The sequence below is a fragment of the Tissierella sp. genome, assembly GCF_032104385.1.
Taxonomy (GTDB): domain Bacteria; phylum Bacillota; class Clostridia; order Tissierellales; family Tissierellaceae; genus Tissierella.
Window position 1 is genome coordinate 130,275 of record NZ_DAMCHJ010000007.1, and the last position, 18,134, is coordinate 148,408.

Annotated in this window: 16 protein-coding genes, 2 pseudogenes and 1 riboswitch; of the genes and pseudogenes, 16 read left to right on the forward strand and 2 right to left on the reverse strand. The window is 28.1% G+C overall.

All coding sequences use genetic code 11. The features are described from left to right. Positions 1-3: 3 nt before the first annotated feature. The 4 genes from addA to RT714_RS09100 all read left to right on the forward strand — a co-directional run bounded on the left by addA (position 4) and on the right by RT714_RS09100 (position 6,422). The gene (gene addA / locus RT714_RS09085) at positions 4-3,702 is read left to right on the forward strand and encodes a helicase-exonuclease AddAB subunit AddA (RefSeq protein ID WP_313757257.1); all 3,699 of its coding nucleotides are present in this window, start codon (positions 4-6) and stop codon (positions 3,700-3,702) included. Positions 3,703-3,769: 67 nt separating this feature from the next. Then, entirely contained in the window at positions 3,770-4,945 is a 1,176-nt protein-coding gene (locus RT714_RS09090) for a PLP-dependent aspartate aminotransferase family protein (protein ID WP_313757258.1), read from the forward strand. 29 nt (positions 4,946-4,974) lie between these two features. Then, positions 4,975-5,862 carry a hypothetical protein gene (locus tag RT714_RS09095; RefSeq protein ID WP_313757259.1) on the forward strand — a complete coding sequence of 296 codons (888 nt, stop codon included), beginning with the start codon at positions 4,975-4,977 and terminating at the stop codon, positions 5,860-5,862. Continuing rightward, positions 5,862-6,422 (forward strand): hypothetical protein, encoded by a 561-nt coding sequence (locus tag RT714_RS09100; RefSeq protein WP_313757260.1) that lies wholly within the window; start codon positions 5,862-5,864, stop codon positions 6,420-6,422. Before RT714_RS09095 ends, RT714_RS09100 begins: the two co-directional genes overlap by 1 nt. A gap of 531 nt (positions 6,423-6,953) precedes the next feature. Here the strand turns inward: RT714_RS09100 and RT714_RS09105 are convergent. After that, entirely contained in the window at positions 6,954-7,661 is a 708-nt protein-coding gene (locus RT714_RS09105; RefSeq protein WP_313757261.1) for a DUF421 domain-containing protein, read from the reverse strand. An 18-nt stretch (positions 7,662-7,679) separates the two neighbouring features. Further along, the gene (locus RT714_RS09110; protein WP_313757262.1) at positions 7,680-8,378 is read right to left on the reverse strand and encodes a YetF domain-containing protein; all 699 of its coding nucleotides are present in this window, start codon (positions 8,376-8,378) and stop codon (positions 7,680-7,682) included. Between the two features lie 249 nt (positions 8,379-8,627). Between RT714_RS09110 and RT714_RS09115 the strand changes: the two genes are divergently transcribed. The 12 genes and pseudogenes from RT714_RS09115 to RT714_RS09165 all read left to right on the forward strand — a co-directional run bounded on the left by RT714_RS09115 (position 8,628) and on the right by RT714_RS09165 (position 17,655). Beyond that, complete coding sequence (locus tag RT714_RS09115) at positions 8,628-9,575, forward strand: DegV family protein (protein ID WP_313757263.1); 948 nt, start codon at positions 8,628-8,630, stop codon at positions 9,573-9,575. Between the two features lie 119 nt (positions 9,576-9,694). Then, a riboswitch (TPP riboswitch) is annotated at positions 9,695-9,803 on the forward strand. Between the two features lie 85 nt (positions 9,804-9,888). Continuing rightward, positions 9,889-11,202, forward strand: a complete 1,314-nt coding sequence (thiC, locus tag RT714_RS09120) for a phosphomethylpyrimidine synthase ThiC (protein WP_313757264.1) — start codon at positions 9,889-9,891, stop codon at positions 11,200-11,202. Between the two features lie 363 nt (positions 11,203-11,565). Then, a pseudogene (locus RT714_RS15930) lies at positions 11,566-11,679 on the forward strand (SAM-dependent methyltransferase); the annotation flags it as partial. Beyond that, entirely contained in the window at positions 11,627-11,752 is a 126-nt protein-coding gene (locus RT714_RS09125) for a hypothetical protein (protein ID WP_313757265.1), read from the forward strand. The pseudogene RT714_RS15930 and the gene RT714_RS09125, both read left to right, overlap by 53 nt. A gap of 60 nt (positions 11,753-11,812) precedes the next feature. Next, entirely contained in the window at positions 11,813-11,959 is a 147-nt protein-coding gene (locus RT714_RS09130) for a hypothetical protein (protein WP_313757266.1), read from the forward strand. Between the two features lie 180 nt (positions 11,960-12,139). Next, positions 12,140-14,044, forward strand: coding sequence for a ribosomal protection-like ABC-F family protein (abc-f, locus tag RT714_RS09135; protein WP_313757267.1), 1,905 nt, complete (start codon positions 12,140-12,142; stop codon positions 14,042-14,044). 231 nt (positions 14,045-14,275) lie between these two features. Beyond that, positions 14,276-14,485, forward strand: a pseudogene (locus RT714_RS09140) (IS3 family transposase); the annotation flags it as partial. Positions 14,486-14,683: 198 nt separating this feature from the next. Next, on the forward strand, positions 14,684-15,793 hold the full coding sequence (locus RT714_RS09145; protein ID WP_313757268.1) for a copper amine oxidase N-terminal domain-containing protein: 1,110 nt from the start codon (positions 14,684-14,686) through the stop codon (positions 15,791-15,793). A gap of 74 nt (positions 15,794-15,867) precedes the next feature. Further along, on the forward strand, positions 15,868-16,101 hold the full coding sequence (locus tag RT714_RS09150; protein WP_313757269.1) for a hypothetical protein: 234 nt from the start codon (positions 15,868-15,870) through the stop codon (positions 16,099-16,101). A 23-nt stretch (positions 16,102-16,124) separates the two neighbouring features. Continuing rightward, positions 16,125-16,298: a hypothetical protein gene (locus RT714_RS09155; protein WP_313757270.1), complete on the forward strand. Its 174-nt coding sequence runs from the start codon at positions 16,125-16,127 to the stop codon at positions 16,296-16,298. A 313-nt stretch (positions 16,299-16,611) separates the two neighbouring features. Beyond that, entirely contained in the window at positions 16,612-16,749 is a 138-nt protein-coding gene (locus RT714_RS09160; RefSeq protein WP_313757271.1) for a hypothetical protein, read from the forward strand. 315 nt (positions 16,750-17,064) lie between these two features. Then, positions 17,065-17,655 (forward strand): Type 1 glutamine amidotransferase-like domain-containing protein, encoded by a 591-nt coding sequence (locus RT714_RS09165; protein WP_313757275.1) that lies wholly within the window; start codon positions 17,065-17,067, stop codon positions 17,653-17,655. The last annotated feature ends 479 nt before the right edge of the window (positions 17,656-18,134 follow it).

Sequence of the window (18,134 nt, forward strand, 5' to 3'; positions counted from 1 at the left end):
AATATGGAATGGACTAAGGAACAAAAAAGGATAATTGATTTAAGAAATTCCAATATTCTTGTATCAGCTGCTGCTGGCTCAGGTAAAACTGCTGTACTAGTAGAACGTATAATTAATCTTGTTAAAAATGAAAATGAAGATATAGATAAATTTTTAGTGGTTACATTTACAAATGCTGCAGCTGCTGGAATGAAGCAAAAAATACAAAAAGCCTTAGTACAAGCAGTTCATGAGGGAAAAAACCAAAAGCATATAAGAAAGCAGTTAAATCTTTTAAACAAAGGACATATTACAACAATACACTCCTTTTGCCTTGATGTAGTAAAAAAGAATTTTCATATAATAGGTTTAGACCCTAGTTTTAGAATTGGAGATACCAGTGAATTAAGTATTCTTTTTCAGGACTCTATTGATGAAGTATTAGAAAAAGCATATACAAAAGAAAATGAGAATTTTAAAATTTTAGTAGAAGGATTTACTGGGAATAGGGGAGATTTAGAGTTATGTGAAATTATAGGTAGAGTCTATAAATTTTTACTTAGCTTTCCAGAGCCTTTTGGGTGGTTAGAAAATAGTGTAAATAGACTTAGTATGATAGAGGAGGAGTTTAAAAACTCCCTATGGTATAAAGAGATTTTAAATTATGTTCAAATGCAAGTCGAAGGGGCTAAAGGTATTGTAGAATTAGCATTAAAAATATCCACCGAAGAGGATGGACCAAAAGTATATGAAAAGACATTACAAGAGGATTTGCTAATTTTAGATGAAATAAACAGTTCCTTAGAAAAGGAGCTAGTTGAAGCTATAAATGAAATTCATAATTTTAAAGCACCTAGAATATCTTCCTTTAAAGCAGATGACCCCAAAAATATAAATGTAAATATAGAAAAACAAAAAGAAGTAAAGGATATATTAAGAGAAGAATATAAAAAAATCATAGCCTCATTAAAAGAGTTATTACCATATAAAAATCTTTCTGAATATGTAGAAGATATTAATTTTATGTATGAAGCAATGGAAGCATTAAAGGAATTAATCATTGATTTAGACAAAATATATAAAGGTAAAAAACTTGAAAAATCTATTGTGGATTTTAATGATTTAGAGCATTATGCATTGAGTATATTAAGAAAACCTATAATATCAGAGGAGTCATCAGTTAGATATATTCCCTCTGATATTGGTGCATCTTATAAAAATAAATTTAATTATATATTCATTGATGAATATCAAGATAGCAATAGTATACAAGAAACCATAATTGAACAAATCAAAAGAGATAATAATTTATTTATGGTAGGAGATGTAAAGCAAAGTATTTATAGATTTAGATTAGCTGATCCAAGTATTTTCAATAGTAAATATAGAGCATATACTAAGGATAGGGAAGATTTAGATGATAATATAATTAATAGAGTAGTTGAATTAAATAAAAACTTTCGAAGTAGGGAAGAAATCTTAGAGGGGACAAACTATATATTTAAGAATATTATGTCAGAGGATTTAGGAGAAATTGATTATAATGAGAATGTATTTTTAAAATGTGGAAATAAAGAATTTTCAACTAATAATCCTGTGGAATTAAATATAATAGAGAAAAGCTCAATTAGTAGCAAGGATAAACTAGAACAATTAGATGATATAAATGATGAATTAGAATCTATGAAAACGGCAGAAATAGAGGCTTTATTTGCCGTAAAGAAAATCAAAGAGCTGTTAAATGAAGAGATATATGATGGGAATAATGAAAACAAATTAAGAAAAATAGAATATAAGGATATTGTAATATTATTACGCTCAGTTTCAGACTGGTCCAATATATTTGAAGAGGTATTTAATAAAGAGGAAATTCCATTTTATTTTGATGGTGGAGCTGGTTATTTTAATACTATAGAAATACAGATTATGATTAATTTATTAAAATTAATTGATAATATTAGGCAAGACATACCATTGATTAGTGTAATGAGATCACCTATTGGAGAATTCACTACAGAAGAATTAGTAAAAATAAGATCTAAATATACAAAAGGTAGCTATATAGATGCATGTATAAAATATATAGGTGAAAATGATGAAGAATTAAATGATGAGAATTTTTTACCTGAGATTATTGAGAAATTAGATAGTTTTTTAAAAATGATTAATGATTGGGTAGATAGGAGCAAATATACGGATTTAAGTGATTTAATATGGGAAATATTAATGGAAACTAATTATTATCATTTTGTAGGCACCTTGCCAAAGGGAAAAATCAGACAAGCTAATTTAAGACTTCTTGTAGACAAGGCCTATGAATTTGAAAAAACATCTATGAAAGGATTATTTAAGTTCTTACGATATATAGAAAAACTGAATTCTGATGGAAATGATAGTTCAAGTATAGCAAAAACCTTAGGTGAAAATGATAATGTAGTTAGACTAATGACTGTACACAACAGTAAAGGTTTAGAATTTCCTGTAGTTATTTTATGTGGATTAAATAAAGGATTTAATTTACAGGATACAAGGGCTAAAATATTGATGCATAAAGAATACGGTTTAGCACCTAAATATATAAATATAGATAAACGTATTGAAAAAGATACAATAGGAAGAATAGCAATAGCTAAAAAAATTAAATTTGAAAATCTATCTGAGGAAATGAGAATTCTCTATGTAGCTATGACTAGAGCTATTGATAGGCTAATAATGGTTGGCTCAGTTAATAAAATAGATGATAGCATTAAAATATGGAGAAAGGGACATTTAAGGTATTTCTTATATAGGGGTAAATCCTATATGGATTGGATAGGAAGCTGCTTATTTGAAGGTATGGATTCAGAGGCAATAAATGAAATATTTGTTAAAGGTCAATATGAAAAATGGAAGGTAAATAAAGTTTCAGTTACAGATTTATTACAAGATAGAAAAACCTATAACAATGTTGACAATATAGAAAAGCTAAATAATATTGAAGGCTTTATAGACATAAAATCCTATGAAGAAATAGAAAGGAGACTTAGCTATAAATATCCCTATGAAAATGCTGTAAATATTCCTGCTAAACTAGCTGTTACAAAGTTGAAAAATATAAATACAGAAAAACTTTCAAGTTTAAAATATGATATTCCAACTTTATCTAATCTTTTAGAATTTGATAAAGAAAGTAAAAGATTCATCATGGATAAAAAGGAATTAAAAGGCTCTGAAATTGGTACTCTTATACATCTTATAATGCAGCATATAGACCTCAGTGGGAAATTAGATAGAAATGATTTAATACAACAAATAGAACAAATTACTTCTAAAAATCTTATAACGGATGCAGAAGCTAAATTTATACTTAATAACTATCTCGATAAAATTGAAGGATTTTATAATTCTAATATAGGTTTAAGAATGAGGAAATCTCCATTGATTAAGAGGGAAATTTCCTTTGTAATAAAAAAGAAGGCAGATGAAATATTAGAAAATCTAAATGGAAATGATTTTATTCTTGTACAGGGTATTATAGATTGCTATTTTGAAGAAGATGATGAAGTTGTAATTATAGATTATAAAACTGATAATATTAATGAAAAGGAAATAGAAAAACTTATAATTGAATATAAAGACCAAATTACATCATATAAAGAAGCAATTGAAAAGATAAAGAAGAAGAAAGTAAAAGAATCCTATTTATATTTATTTTCATTAGGTACTGAGGTAGCTATAAGATAATAAAAAATATTTATCAATAAGCTTCTGAATATAAGAATAAGATTTTAATGAGAATGGAGGAATAAATATGACAGGCTTTGATACAAAAGTAATTCACGGAGGAATTAAAGGTAAAAATCCAAGTAATGCATTGAATCCACCTATATTTCAAACTTCAACCTTTGTCTTTGACAATATAGAACACGCAAATAAAATAATGTCTTTTGAATCCGATGACTATGTTTATACTAGAGGAAACAATCCTACACTTCGACTATTTGAAAATCGAATGGCAGAACTAGAACATGGAGCAGGTGCAGTTGCTTTTTCTTCAGGAATGGCAGCCATTAGCTCAACTATATTTTCTTTATTAAAACCAGAAGATACTATTATAGTTCATAAAACTTTATATGGTTCATCCTACAGTGTAATTACTGAATTGCTTCCAAAATACAATATTAATTATAAAATAATAAATCTTACAAATTTAGATGAACTTAAAAATGCAATAGATAGCTCTACTAAAGTAATATATTTTGAAACTCCTTCAAACCCAGATTTATCAATTATAGATATAACTAAAGTTTCCGAAATAGCAAAGAAAAACAATATTAAAGTAGTAGTAGACAATACCTTTGCTTCCCCTTATTTTCAAAACCCACTATTATTAGGAGCAGATATTGTAATCCATAGTGCTACAAAATATATTTGTGGTCATGGAGATGTAGTGGGAGGAGTTGCCATAGGAAAGGATATAGATTATATTCAATATTTAAAATTTGGATATATGTGTGAATTTGGGGGAGTTATGAGTCCATTTAATGCCTGGCTTTTACTTAGAGGATTAAAGACTTTAGGTATTAGGATGAGACAACATGAGAAAAATGCAATAGAAGTAGTAAATTTCTTGAAAAGTCATCCAAAGATAGATTCAGTTCTATATCCAGGTTTGGAAGATTTCAAGGGTCATAGTATAGCTAAAGAACAGATGAAGGGCTTTGGAGCCATGATAAGCTTTGAAGTAAAAGGTGGTTTGGAATCAGCAATAAAATTTGTAGATGGATTAAAACTAGCTCAATTGGCAGTTAGCTTAGGGGATTGCGAAACTTTAGTTCAACTTCCAGCAGCTATTACTCATAGAGGATATCCGAGAGAGAGATTGGCTGAATTTGGGTTAACTGAAAGCATGGTAAGAATATCCGTTGGATTAGAGGATAGCAAAGATATAATAGAAGATTTAGAACAGGCACTTAAATCAATATGAAATTAAGATATTAAGAACAGGGGGATTTTATGGATTTAAACCGAAAAATCTTAAAAAGAGGGTTAATCATTATAATCTCAGGACTTATAATTTCCTCAGGAATTGCTATATTTATGAGATTAGATAAACCAGTGTTTCTTAAAAATTATTCAGAAACAGTATTTTCAGTTTCTGGAGATTATATTGATGAAGGTAATTTCACCTTCCAATATATTACAAATGTTTCAGATAAAAGAAAAGTTACAGATATTCAATTTGAAGAATGTCCTAATCTTGTTTTTTATCCAAGAGGAAATGGAGGGTTTGGAGATGTATTTTATATGTTTTCACAAAATAACTATCACAGAGAAGATATTTATGGTAGATATGTGATTCGTAATATCTATATTACTATTGATGGAAGGGATTTAGGCGAGTATGATGAAATAGAATTAAGTAATGGAAAGATTACCTTCGATAATGGGGACGTAATGGATGTAAATCTTGGCAGAATAAAACTATATAATTATAGTAAATATAGAGGAGAACATTTTGATTATTCCAGCGGTAGTAGTTCCTCTGATGGCACTTCATCTAGTAAAGCAAAGGTTAAGGAGGATATAACTTTAGTGGATATAGATGCCTCTTTATTAGAGGAAATAGAGGATTTAGTAGAAATTAAAATAGGAAATATAAACTATAAGGATATTTCAGGAATTCAATATAAAGATGGGGATCTTATGAATATATATTCAAAATTCCAAGAACCACAGGATATTTTAAGGAAATTTAATATATATGATATAGAGCCAAAATTTAATTATAAGACTTCAGATGACAGAATTTTTTATAGACCAATAAATAATATAAGATATGAAAAACGTGATTTTAATATTTGGGAAATAATTAAGTATTTAAGGGCAAGGGGGGAGATTTAGTGTTTGAAGGATATAGTCAAATTCTTTGGGGAATATTTATTACAACTTTTAACATAAAATTTGGGGTAGTTAAAATTCTACCTGTTTTTGTAGGTTTATTATTGGTTTCGAATGGATTAAGAAAGCTATATGAAGAAACTAAGATAGAATCATTTCATAAAGCTCAAAATATAGGATTATTGGCTACAGCTATGTCATTTATAGCTGGAATATTGGATTATTTTTACAATGGATTAATAAATCATTCTATATTTATGTTGATTTGGATGGTATTATATCAATTACTGGAATTGATTTTATTTTTCAAAACATTAGAATCTTCTATTGAATATTTAGCTTATAATAATTATCCCGAGGCAGCCAATGAAAATACACAAAAGCTTAAGAGTTACACTATTATTTCAATTATTAATATTGTTTTACTAAATTTTGCTTTTTTATTTAATATTAATGTTTTAATGTTTTTTGTTCCTATTATTGGAATAATATTAAAAATATTTATGATGGTATTGATTTATAGATTAAAAAAAATATTTATCGAAGCTGAGCCTTCAGATTAATATAAAACTCCATCTATCTAGATGGAGTTTTATATTTAGAGATATAATCATATTAAATATGATCATAAATGATAGATATATTTATAAGATGTTTTTTTAGTAATTAATATTTTATTTTCCATTTTACAAATAATGTAATCAGTGCTTGATTTTTCCATAGGAACAGAGTAAGATTGTTTTTTATGAAACAGCATTACAGACATTTTTTGACAAGGATATAAAGTAACATTAGACAGAAAACTAGAAGAAGATATTGAAGGAGAGGTAATGTTTCCTATGACTTATGATGTAGAAGGGTATGTGAGTAAGGATGATAAGAATAAGATAGTAGGTATGGTAATAATACAAAGAGCATAATTCCTCTTGAAAAATGTATTGTTAAGGTAGAAGACATAAAAAAAGCATTTGGAGGGAAAGGGGAATCATTTAGTTATTAAAATAGAATTTCTAGGTTTAGCTCAAATGAATTTCGCACCAATGATGAAGGATACCAAAGAATGAACGTACTTTAATATTAATATCAATAAAAAATTACATATATTTTCTAGCTACATATAATTTTCTAGAATTATCTATAGTGGCTAGATAGACCTTAGAGATATCATCTATATTATACATACTAAGATTATTCATAAGCCATTCTTTATTTAATTTTAAATCTTTTAAATTTTCTTCGAATAATTTTCCATCATTAATAACTACTACAGGTAAACTTAGAGGTCTAGCAGTTAAATTAAGATCTGTAGGAGTGATATATCTATTAGGTTCTTTTTTTATAACACTTAAATGTCCATTGGGTTCTAAAATTGCATATTTTATTTCTGAAATATCAAAAATATTTTTAAGTCTCAATTGACTTAAAAACAAGTCAATATTTATAAATTGCCTTTTAAAATTTTTTCTAATAATTTTACCATCCTCAATTAAAATCGTAGGTTTACCGTTGAAAAATAATCCTAAAATTCTACTTTTAAAAGATATAAGGCTTATTATATAGTGCCAGAAGAATAAGGTTAATAATGGAACTATTATATATGTAAAAGAAATTTCCCCATCTATCAATGGGGCGGCTATAATAACTCCTAGTATCCAGACTACTGTAAAATCATAGGCAGTAAACTGATTTATAGCTCTTTTCATTATAAATCGTCCCATTAAAAATGATATTATTCCCACAATCAAGGTTCTGATTAAATACTCTGATAAGGAGATGTTTTTTATAACTCCAAGAACGTTCATATAAAAATTCCTCCTAATTTATAAATTTATATATAACTTCTTATCTGAAGTCAGAACCCCAAGATAAATATTATTAATATTATCTATATTAATTAATTTAAGTTGCTTTTCAATCCACTTGCAGTTTAATCCATTTTTGCTAAGAACTTTTTCATCAATTTTTCCTTTATATATAATAACTTCTGATAAAATATCTTTTGAAGTTTCTATGCCTATATCGGATTTTGTTGGCGGAAGATTATTATTATTTATAGCTATACTAAAATTTCCTATGGATTCAGCAATTAAATATTCTACATTTTCAATATCATAAGCATTTTTTTCTCTTAATATTGAAAATAAATTATCTATTGTTAATTTCGAATTAGAAAGATTTTCTTTTATAATTTTACCATTTTTAATCAAGATTATTGGTTTCTGTGTAACTACAGATGGTGCTTTTAAATATAAATAAGAAATGATTAAATGTATTAAGGAGTACAATGTTATTATTAAAATTGCATCAATTAGTCTGGATTTTGGATTAATCATACGTGATGCAGCGATATTACTAGTTATGGCTGCCATTAAAAAGTTATATGGAGTAACTATACTGGATTGAAAAAATTTCATTAATTTAGTTGACGCAAATAATGTAAAATATAATATTGATGTTCTAATGAACAGTTCTAGTACTCTTAATTTTTCTCCTTCAAAGAAAATTCTATTTATATTCATAATATCATCCTTTTCTAAGTTAAAATTTCTAATTCATCTTTTATCAATATATTTTATCCATAATTGAAAGTTTATATGATTATGTATTTTCCATTTTACCTTTTATGCAAATGTCAGTTAATATTGAAATAAAATATTAGTACCAATAAGTTCTCATATATCTTTTAACCACAGTATGTTATAATTATTAACTATGAGAATTATCGAATTATAACGAATTTTGACGAAATATACAAATGGGGGAATGAAATGATAAAGATAATGGCTGACTCTACTTGTGATTTATCTCAAGAAATCATTGAAAAATATAATATAGGAGTTGCACCTCTTAATATTATGATAAATGGGACAAACTATAAAGATAAAATAGATATAACGCCAGATGAATTTTTTAAACTCTTGACTACATTAGAAGAAATACCTACTACCTCAATGCCAAGCCCTGAGGAGTATTTAAAAATAATATATAAGGCTATTGAAGAAGGATATAAGGAAATCTTATGCATTTGTATGTCTAGTGGTACTAGTGGAGCATATCAATCTGCTGTTTTAGCTAAAAATTATTTCTTTGAGAATAATCAAGATTCAAGTGTTAAAATCTATGTAGTAGACTCTTTATCTATGAGTCATGGCAGCGGGTGGTTGATTTTAAAATCTGCTAAATTATTAAAAGCAGGCTATACATTTGATGAATTAATTAAATTTAATGAGACCTATAAAGCTAGGGTAAAGCATCTTCTTTGTGTTGATGATCTTAACAATTTAATTAAAAGTGGCAGATTAACAAATGCCAGTGCATTTATCGGTAAGCTTTTAAGGGTAAAACCCATTATGTCCATGAGGAAAGGCAAAGGAGCAATAATTGCTAAAGAAAGAGGACGAAATAGGGTTTTGAGGTTTTATGTAGATGAGTTTATAACAAGAGTTAATAAAGAAATTACAGATTTCATTATTGTTGGATATACTTCCGATATAAATATTGCCAAAGATTTAATAGAAAAAATAAAAACTGAGACAGATTTTAAAGATGAAATATATATTATGCAAATGGGTGTTGCAGTAGGTACTCATGTAGGATTAGACGGGCTATCTATGTTCTTTGTAGAAAAAGAAAATTTAAAAGATGGCTTAGTGAAAAATGAATTAAGGAACATAAAGAACATGAAAGATGAAATAATTGAAAAGATTAAAAGCTAATATTAGTTGTACCTGAACATTCAAATTAATAAATATGGATTTATCTATATAACCTTTTAATTCTTTATCTTGTAAAAAATTTAATTATATGATATGTTTATATTGAATAAAAATTGAATAGTGACGTAAAGGGGTGCTTATATTAATAGGCTGAGATAGGAATGTTATTCTTGACCCTAAGAACCTGATTTGGGTAATTCCAACGGAGGGATTTGGCTAATTTGTTATGTATTTTTGCTATATACTTTTGTTGGTATATAGCTTTTTTGTGTTCAAATAAGTATCTAAAAATAAACTAAAGGGGGAAATTTCAATGAATTACACAACTCAAATGGATGCAGCTAAAAAAGGCATCATAACAAAGGAAATGGAAATAGTTAGTAAGAAGGAGAATATGGATGTAGAAAAATTAAGGAAAGCTATAGCAGAGGGTAGAATAGTAATACCAGCAAATAAAAATCATAAATCCTTAAGTCCAGAAGGAATAGGGGAAGGTTTAAGAACTAAAATCAATGTCAATTTAGGAATTTCAAGAGATTGTCCAAGTGTAGATAAGGAATTGGATAAGGTAAAAACAGCATTAGATATGAATGTAGAAGCTATTATGGATTTAAGTTCTTTTGGAAAAACTGAAGAATTTAGAAGAAGATTAGTAGAAATGTCACCAGCTATGATAGGAACTGTACCTGTATATGATGCAGTTGGATTCTACGATAAGGAACTAAAGGACATAACGGAAAAGGAATTTTTAGATGTAGCAAGAAAACATGGAGAAGATGGAGTAGATTTTATTACGGTACATGCAGGAATAAATAGGGAAACAGCAAATATGTTTAAAAGAAATAAAAGAGTTACAAATATAGTTTCAAGAGGAGGTTCTCTTCTTTATGCTTGGATGGAATTAAATAATAAAGAAAATCCATTCTTTGAATATTTTGATGAATTATTAGATATTTGTGAAGAATACGATATGACAATAAGCCTTGGAGATGCATTAAGACCAGGTAGTATAGCAGATGGTACAGATGCTGCTCAAATAGCAGAGACTATGGTATTAGGGGAACTTACCAAAAGGGCATGGGAGAGAAATGTACAAATTATTATAGAAGGACCAGGACATATAGCTATAAATGAAATTGAAGCTAATGTTTTACTAGCAAAAAAACTATGCCATGGAGCACCTTTCTATGTATTAGGCCCTATAGTTACAGATGTAGCTCCAGGATATGACCATATAACCAGTGCTATAGGTGGAGCTATGGCAGCTAGTTATGGAGTAGATTTTCTATGTTATGTAACACCAGCAGAACATCTAAGATTACCTAGTTTAGACGATATGAAGGAAGGCATAATTGCATCTAAAATAGCAGCTCATGCAGGAGATTTAGGAAAAAAGATACCTAATGCCCATGAATGGGATTTGAAAATGAGTAAAGCAAGACAAAAATTAGATTGGGAAGAGATGTTTAAACTATCAATAGATGAAGAAAAAGCAAGAAGATATAGAAAAGAATCTAAACCTGAACATGATGACAGTTGTACTATGTGTGGTAAGATGTGCTCTGTAAGAAATATGAATAGAGTAATGGAAGGTAAAAATATAAATATACTAAGAAGTGAAGACTAGAGATTAAACCACAGAATTCGTTCTGTGGTTTTTTAATAATTCCTATAATATTTTAGTTATAATAAAAACTTGCTCCTCCAGAGGCTGATTTAATGTTTATAGTTGAGAAACCCTATTATAGCTTTTCTATGGATATTTATTGTAAAAGACATAAAGATTTTGAAATTAATCAAATGAACTAGAAAATCATGATTTGCTTGGCATTGCCAATATGCCATAGAATATGAAGCCAAATGTGTTGTAGGGGCTGATATTTCAAGTAAAATACTAAAGATTAGCTCTTTAGCTCTCCACTATACTAAGTCTTTTGAAGAAATTGTCGAAACAGTATCTGGTTGTCTTGTTAAAGATGGCGAGTTTATTTTTTCAATAGAACATCCTACATTTACAGCATATGGTTCTCAAGATTAGTACTATGATAATAATGGAAAGATACTACATTTTCCAGTGGATAATTATTTCTTTGAAGGAAAGAGAAAATATTGTTGAGGGGATGGAAGAAGAGCTTCGTAGACCTATGAGGCTAATTGTAGATGCAAACAAAAAATAATATGTTGAAGAAATAGACCATTTATGATAATATGTAACTAATATTTATAAGGTGGTGAAAATGAGTATGGAAACTTTAGTTAACAGTGTTTTAGAGATGCTATCCAATATTATAATAACAGGATTTAGAAATATTATGAACCAAGGGATAGGTATGTCTAAAATTAATATTATGTTAACTAAAGGAAAGTGTTTATTTTACCATTAATTAAATTACATTGATAAACCAATGAACCTAGGTAAATTATTACTTGCCTAGGTTTTTTTATGTATAAATACATTTTGTTATATAACTTGTATTTTAAATGCTTATATAAATATCTTTGACCAAATAAACCTAGGTAAACTTTTCTTACCTAGGTTTATTTTTTGAAAGGAGAATGGAAAGATGATAGAAATATCCTTAAACAATGTTGAAAAGTATTATGGGGCAGATCAAGTACTAAAAGATATAACGTTTCAAGTGTTAAAAGGAGAAAAAGTTGGTATAGTTGGAAGAAATGGAACAGGAAAAACCACTTTATTTAAAGTCATAGCAGGTATGGAGAATTACGACAAGGGCTTGATTAGCGTTAGTAAAGGAAGTCAAATAGGTTATCTAGAGCAAATTACAAATTATCAAGATGAATTTAGAGTGATAGATGTTTTAAAGATAGCATTTCATAATGAATTTAAAATACTATCGAATCTTCGGGAATTAGAAGAAAAAATGAGTAATGTTGGAGGAAATAAATTAGAATCTATAATCGAAAAATATGGAGAGCTTCAAAATCTATTTGAAAGTAAAGGAGGATATGAAATTGAAGAAAAATTAAGCAAAGTATGTAATGGGCTAGGATTAAATGAAAAAATTTTGAATGCCAAGTTTAAAGATTTAAGTGGAGGAGAAAAGACTACTGTTCTTCTAGGTAAAATTTTATTAGAAGAGCCGGATATTTTGCTTCTAGATGAGCCTACTAATCATCTTGACATGGATTCTATTGAGTGGCTAGAGTCATTTTTATTAGAGTATAAAGGAACTTTTATAATTATATCTCATGATAGATATTTTTTAGATAATGTTGTAAATAAGATAATTGAAATAGAAAGAGGAAAAGCAAATGTTTTCATTGGGAGCTATTCATCCTATGTACGAGAAAAAGAAAAAGTATATTTGGAAGAGTTAAAACGTTATGAAAACCAGCAAAAGAAAATTAAATCAATGGAGGAGTCCATAAAAAGATTGAAAGATTGGGCAAATAGGGGAGATAATGAAAAGATGTTTAAAAGAGCTTTTAGTATGGAAAAGCGACTAGAGAAGATGGAAAAGGTTGATAGACCTATAATAGATAATGATACAATGAAATTAGATTTTTCTATTCAAAATAGATCAGGTCAAGACGTTATTATAGTTGAGGAATTATATAAGAAAATAGGAAATAAGATTTTGTTTAAAAATATAAATTATTCTGTTAAGTATGGAGAGAGAGTTGCTATGATTGGACAAAATGGAAGTGGTAAGACTACTTTGATAAGAATAATATTAGGTGAGACTCTTGCAGACAGAGGGGAAATAAAGATGGGGGCAAATGTAAAAATAGGATATTTGCAGCAAAACATTTACTTTAATAATGAAGAGAGGACTATCTTAGATATCTTTAGAGAGGAATATATATGTTCTGAAGGAGATGCAAGAAGCATCTTATCAAAGTTTTTATTTTATGGTGAAGATATATTTAAAAAGGTTAAGTATCTTTCTGGCGGTGAAAGAGCTAGGCTTAGACTTTGTCAATTAATGTATAAGGATGTAAATACGCTAATATTAGATGAACCAACAAATCATTTAGATATCATGAGCCGTGAGATGCTGGAAGAAACTTTATTACAGTTTGAAGGAACTATAATTTTTATATCCCATGATAGATATTTTATTAATAGAATTGCAAATAAGGTAGTAGAACTTTCTCATGGTAAACTAATATCTTACCTAGGAAACTATGATTACTTTAGGGAAAAGAAATTATCTGAGAAAAAGAATCGGGAATTTGATAAAATAAATAAAGCTAAAAATAACAAAGTAGTTGACAATAAGAAGAGTAATGGAAAGATGAAAACGAATAAATCAAATACTAAAAAAATTAAAGAAATAGAAGAAGAAATAGAAAGATATGAAAAATTAATTGCAAATAAAGAATTAGAAATAAATATAAGTGCTACAGATTATAGTGAATTGAATAATTTATACAATGAAAAAGTTGAATTGGAAAGTCACTTAGATAATCTTCTTGAGGAATGGATAATGTTAAATGAATAGACTAGATCTTATAATTAACAGAACTTAAAATTGTTCCATAAACTTTATAAGAAACTTGGGAACGAATTTATTCTGAATGGTTACCGGTAGTCAAGAAATAAGGATTTTAATTATTAAAATATTCTAGAATATAATATGCCACGTTATGGTAAACAGCTAAAAAATAAAAACTGTGGACTGAATTTGATAGTCAGAATTGATAAGCACTCTACTTGTTCAGGTTCGGTCTGCAGGCAATATCAACATCGTCTAAAAGAACAAGGTGTAAGACAGAGTATGTCTAGAAAAGGAAATTGTCTAGACAGTACAATTATGGAGAATTTCTTTGGACTATTAAAGTCGGAATTGCTATATCTTCAAGTATTTCAAGATATTGAACATTTTAAGAGAGAATTAATAGATTATATAGAATGGTATATTAACAATTTTATATTCATTTGAATGGCTAATAATTTGATCATTCTTTTTTTGATATTTCAATAGTTTACAATATTATTACAGGAGAGTAGGAAATGATGAATTTACTAATTTATATGATATTATATAGATAGGATATTAATCATAATTTTAATAAAAGCAGTTTTAAAATCAATTATTTTTGGTAGATAGTGGTGGTTCGAATGAAAGGAGGAAACACAAATGTTTAAGCAATGGAAGGGATTTTTATCAGGAATCATTTTTACTTTAACAATCATGATATCAACGAGTATTGTTTTTGCTGCTGTGACAGGCACAAATATAACTGTATATTATGACAACATAAAAATACTTTTAAATGGTAAAGAAATAGAAGTTAAAGATGCTAATGGTCATAATGTAGAACCGTTTAGTTACAATGGCACGACATATATGCCAATTCGGGGAATCGCAGAGTCATTTAATAAAATTGTTGAGTGGGATGCTGACTCTAAACAAGTTAAAATATATGACACTGAAATTGATAAGTTCTGGGACACTTTAATGAGAATACCAGAAAACTATACAGGGCTTGAAATATATTGGAGATATATGGATAACGATATCATGGAGAAGGCCAATTATTTCATTGAAAAGTATGGTGTGGAGGTATTGTTTAAAGGATTAGAATCAACGAATGTGTATAGTCAGTATTACTGTATAAATAGGCTCGTTGAATATTATAATCAAGACGATATAAGAATTCATGCAATATCTAAAATTACACCATTTTTGAGCAGTACCAATAAAACACTTAAACATGGTGCAGAATTTGCAATAAGCGTGTTAAGTAAGGAATTTGATAGTCCTTATATTGTTAATGGTACTGGAGGCATTAAAGTTTTTGCGCTTTTTAATAATTACTCTGACTACGGAAGTTATAATGAGTTATGGATAATTAGGAATGATAAGTTATCAAAGCTTTATTCTTTTGCAGATCCACAAACGTATATTGATACGACTGAAACCATTAAAGTTTCTCCATCCAATGATAAAATAGCAGTACAAACATCTAGCAGAAGAAGTAGTTCGCTTAATATTATTGACTTAAATAATGGAAAGATCAGTCCTGAAATTATGAAGTTAGCCGTAGAAAAAGTTGCGATGGATAATAAAGATTACAACAATACCTATCCAGACGGGCGATATAGCTGGGGCGGGAATTTAAAATGGATTGACAATAATACAGTAGAGTTTGAGGCAGCTCTTGCTTATGATTATATGGAAATAATTGAAAATGTAATTGTAAAATATAATGTTTTAGATAATTCTTTAGAATATATAAAGCAGTAGAATTACGTGCAATCATTTCAATTCTAATACGAGAGGTGGTTTTATGAAAAAATAATTATTTTACTAATTATTGATTGTCATTGTTTTCAGTTATAAGATGTACTAAAACTGAAGTAGAAAATCCTGAAAATAAAATAGAAGTTCTAACAGGATATATAGCTATAGAAGATAATACTTTGTATTTTTATCAAGTTGAAATTGTAGAAATGGAAGGCAAAGAAAGAGAATGGAAGAACTTGATTTTAATGAGAACGATATGCCAAATGGATATGCGATTATTAATGAAATTCCAGAAGAAAAACTTATGAATTAGCAGATAAAGTTGAGTAATATGTTTATTGATATAAATCTTAAATTTATCGAAGAATATAGAGCGGAAGGTGATAGAGTATATATTAAAACAAAGAAAGATGGATTTATTAAACATTTAAATGAGTATAATTTAGATGACATTCCGCTTTCTGAACAAACAATACCTTATTTCATTGAAATCAAAGAGGATTAATCAAAAGGAACCCTCTCTAAATTTTTATCTAAAATTATGAGAAATAGTAACAAAACCTACAGAAAACCTTATTTTCCATTCAACCCAGCTTGTGGGGAGCGTGTTATAATAATGACACGAGCATAAGGTGTAAAGATATCAATGAGTTTGAAGTCCTATCCTAAGATATTTTAAGTAATTTCCTAAAAAGTTGAATTTATATGGTGGAGTTACGATTATTAATATGCTGCATATAGATAATATAAATTAAGTGAGATAATTATATTGTCAGAAAAAACAGACCTTTAATATTAATTGTAGTAGGGGAATAATTTTGAAAATCATTGATTTAAAGCCTCATGGGGAAGGAATATATACAGAGATTTTAGAATGCAATAGTAAGGAAATATTACTTGAAACTCATAAAAAGATAGCTGATAAATATTATTACTGTATAATTATACCACCGTAGAGATTTATAGTATACTTGGTGATGTAACAGTAGAATTATGAGAAGCAAGGACTAAATTTGCTTATTGTTAGGGAGGGGGATAATTATTATAGAAATTCCATTTATTCCAGGAATTTTGATGTTTTTAATCATATTTATGGTAACTATAAGAGTTTATATAATAATATCAAGTTATATAGGTGAACAAATTAGACTGTTTTTTGTAAGCTTATGGCAAAGGATTAAGAAATAAGTATAATCAATATATAATAAGACGCATTCGTAGTATTATGTGTAATAAGAATTTGATAAAATAGGGAGGAATATCAAATTATAATTTTAAATGGCGGTTCATATTATCCAGATTCAAAGGAAATTGATAAGGAATGGATTTCGAAAATTAAAAAGGATGAACTTGTAGTGTTTGTTCCTTCTGCAACGACTAGGTCGCAGGAAGAGTATTATAGCTTTTTCAAGCAAAATATGAGCGAATATGGTCTTGTAAATATTCAATATGTAGATTTGTATGGAGATTGGGAAAAAGTGAGACAGGCAAGAGTTATATATATTGCAGGTGGTAATACATATAAACTCATGGATATTATTCGTAAATCTGGGTTTGGCGATTTCCTAAAGCAACAAAGAGAAAAGCTTATTATTGTGGGAAATAGTGCAGGAGCGGTAGTGCTTGGGAAAGATATTAGAACTACCAATGACGAAGATATCATTGGTACAAAGGATACTAATGGAATAGGATTAGTGGAATACTCTATTTGCCCGCATTACACTGATGGAAAGAATGTTAGATTGCTAAGTCTTTCTAAAATCTTAGGGCATAGAATAGAGGGAATAGCTGAAAAATCTGGAGTAGTGATTGATGATAATCTTACAAAAATAATTGGTTTTACAAAGGAATTTAATATCTGAAAAAGTCAAAGGGGTTAGAATCAACCTCCAGCTCCTCGATTCACCCCTAATAGATATTAGATTATTTGATACGTATAAGGGTGATATCCTTGTAGACTCATGATGAACATAATTTTTATTAAACGTCTTACTATGAATAATATTAATATCTTATTTTTCCCAAATCAGCAAATAACTAACTACCAAGTATAACCCTTTGTGTCAAAGTAATGACATGAATAAATCTCAAAAGTTCTAAAAAACATTAAATGTTACTAGACAAGATAAACAACACCTTTAGAGAGGATATACATAGATAAAATCCTCTCTAAATTTTTATCTATAATCATAAAAAATAGCAATAAAGCCATATGGATAATTCAATGGGTTTAAATCTCTATCCTAAAAAGTTAGTAAAAATATGGTTGAAAAAGTATTAATCTTTCTTGACTCTATACTCTACATGATGTAAAATAAAATCAATACTACAGAATGTAGAA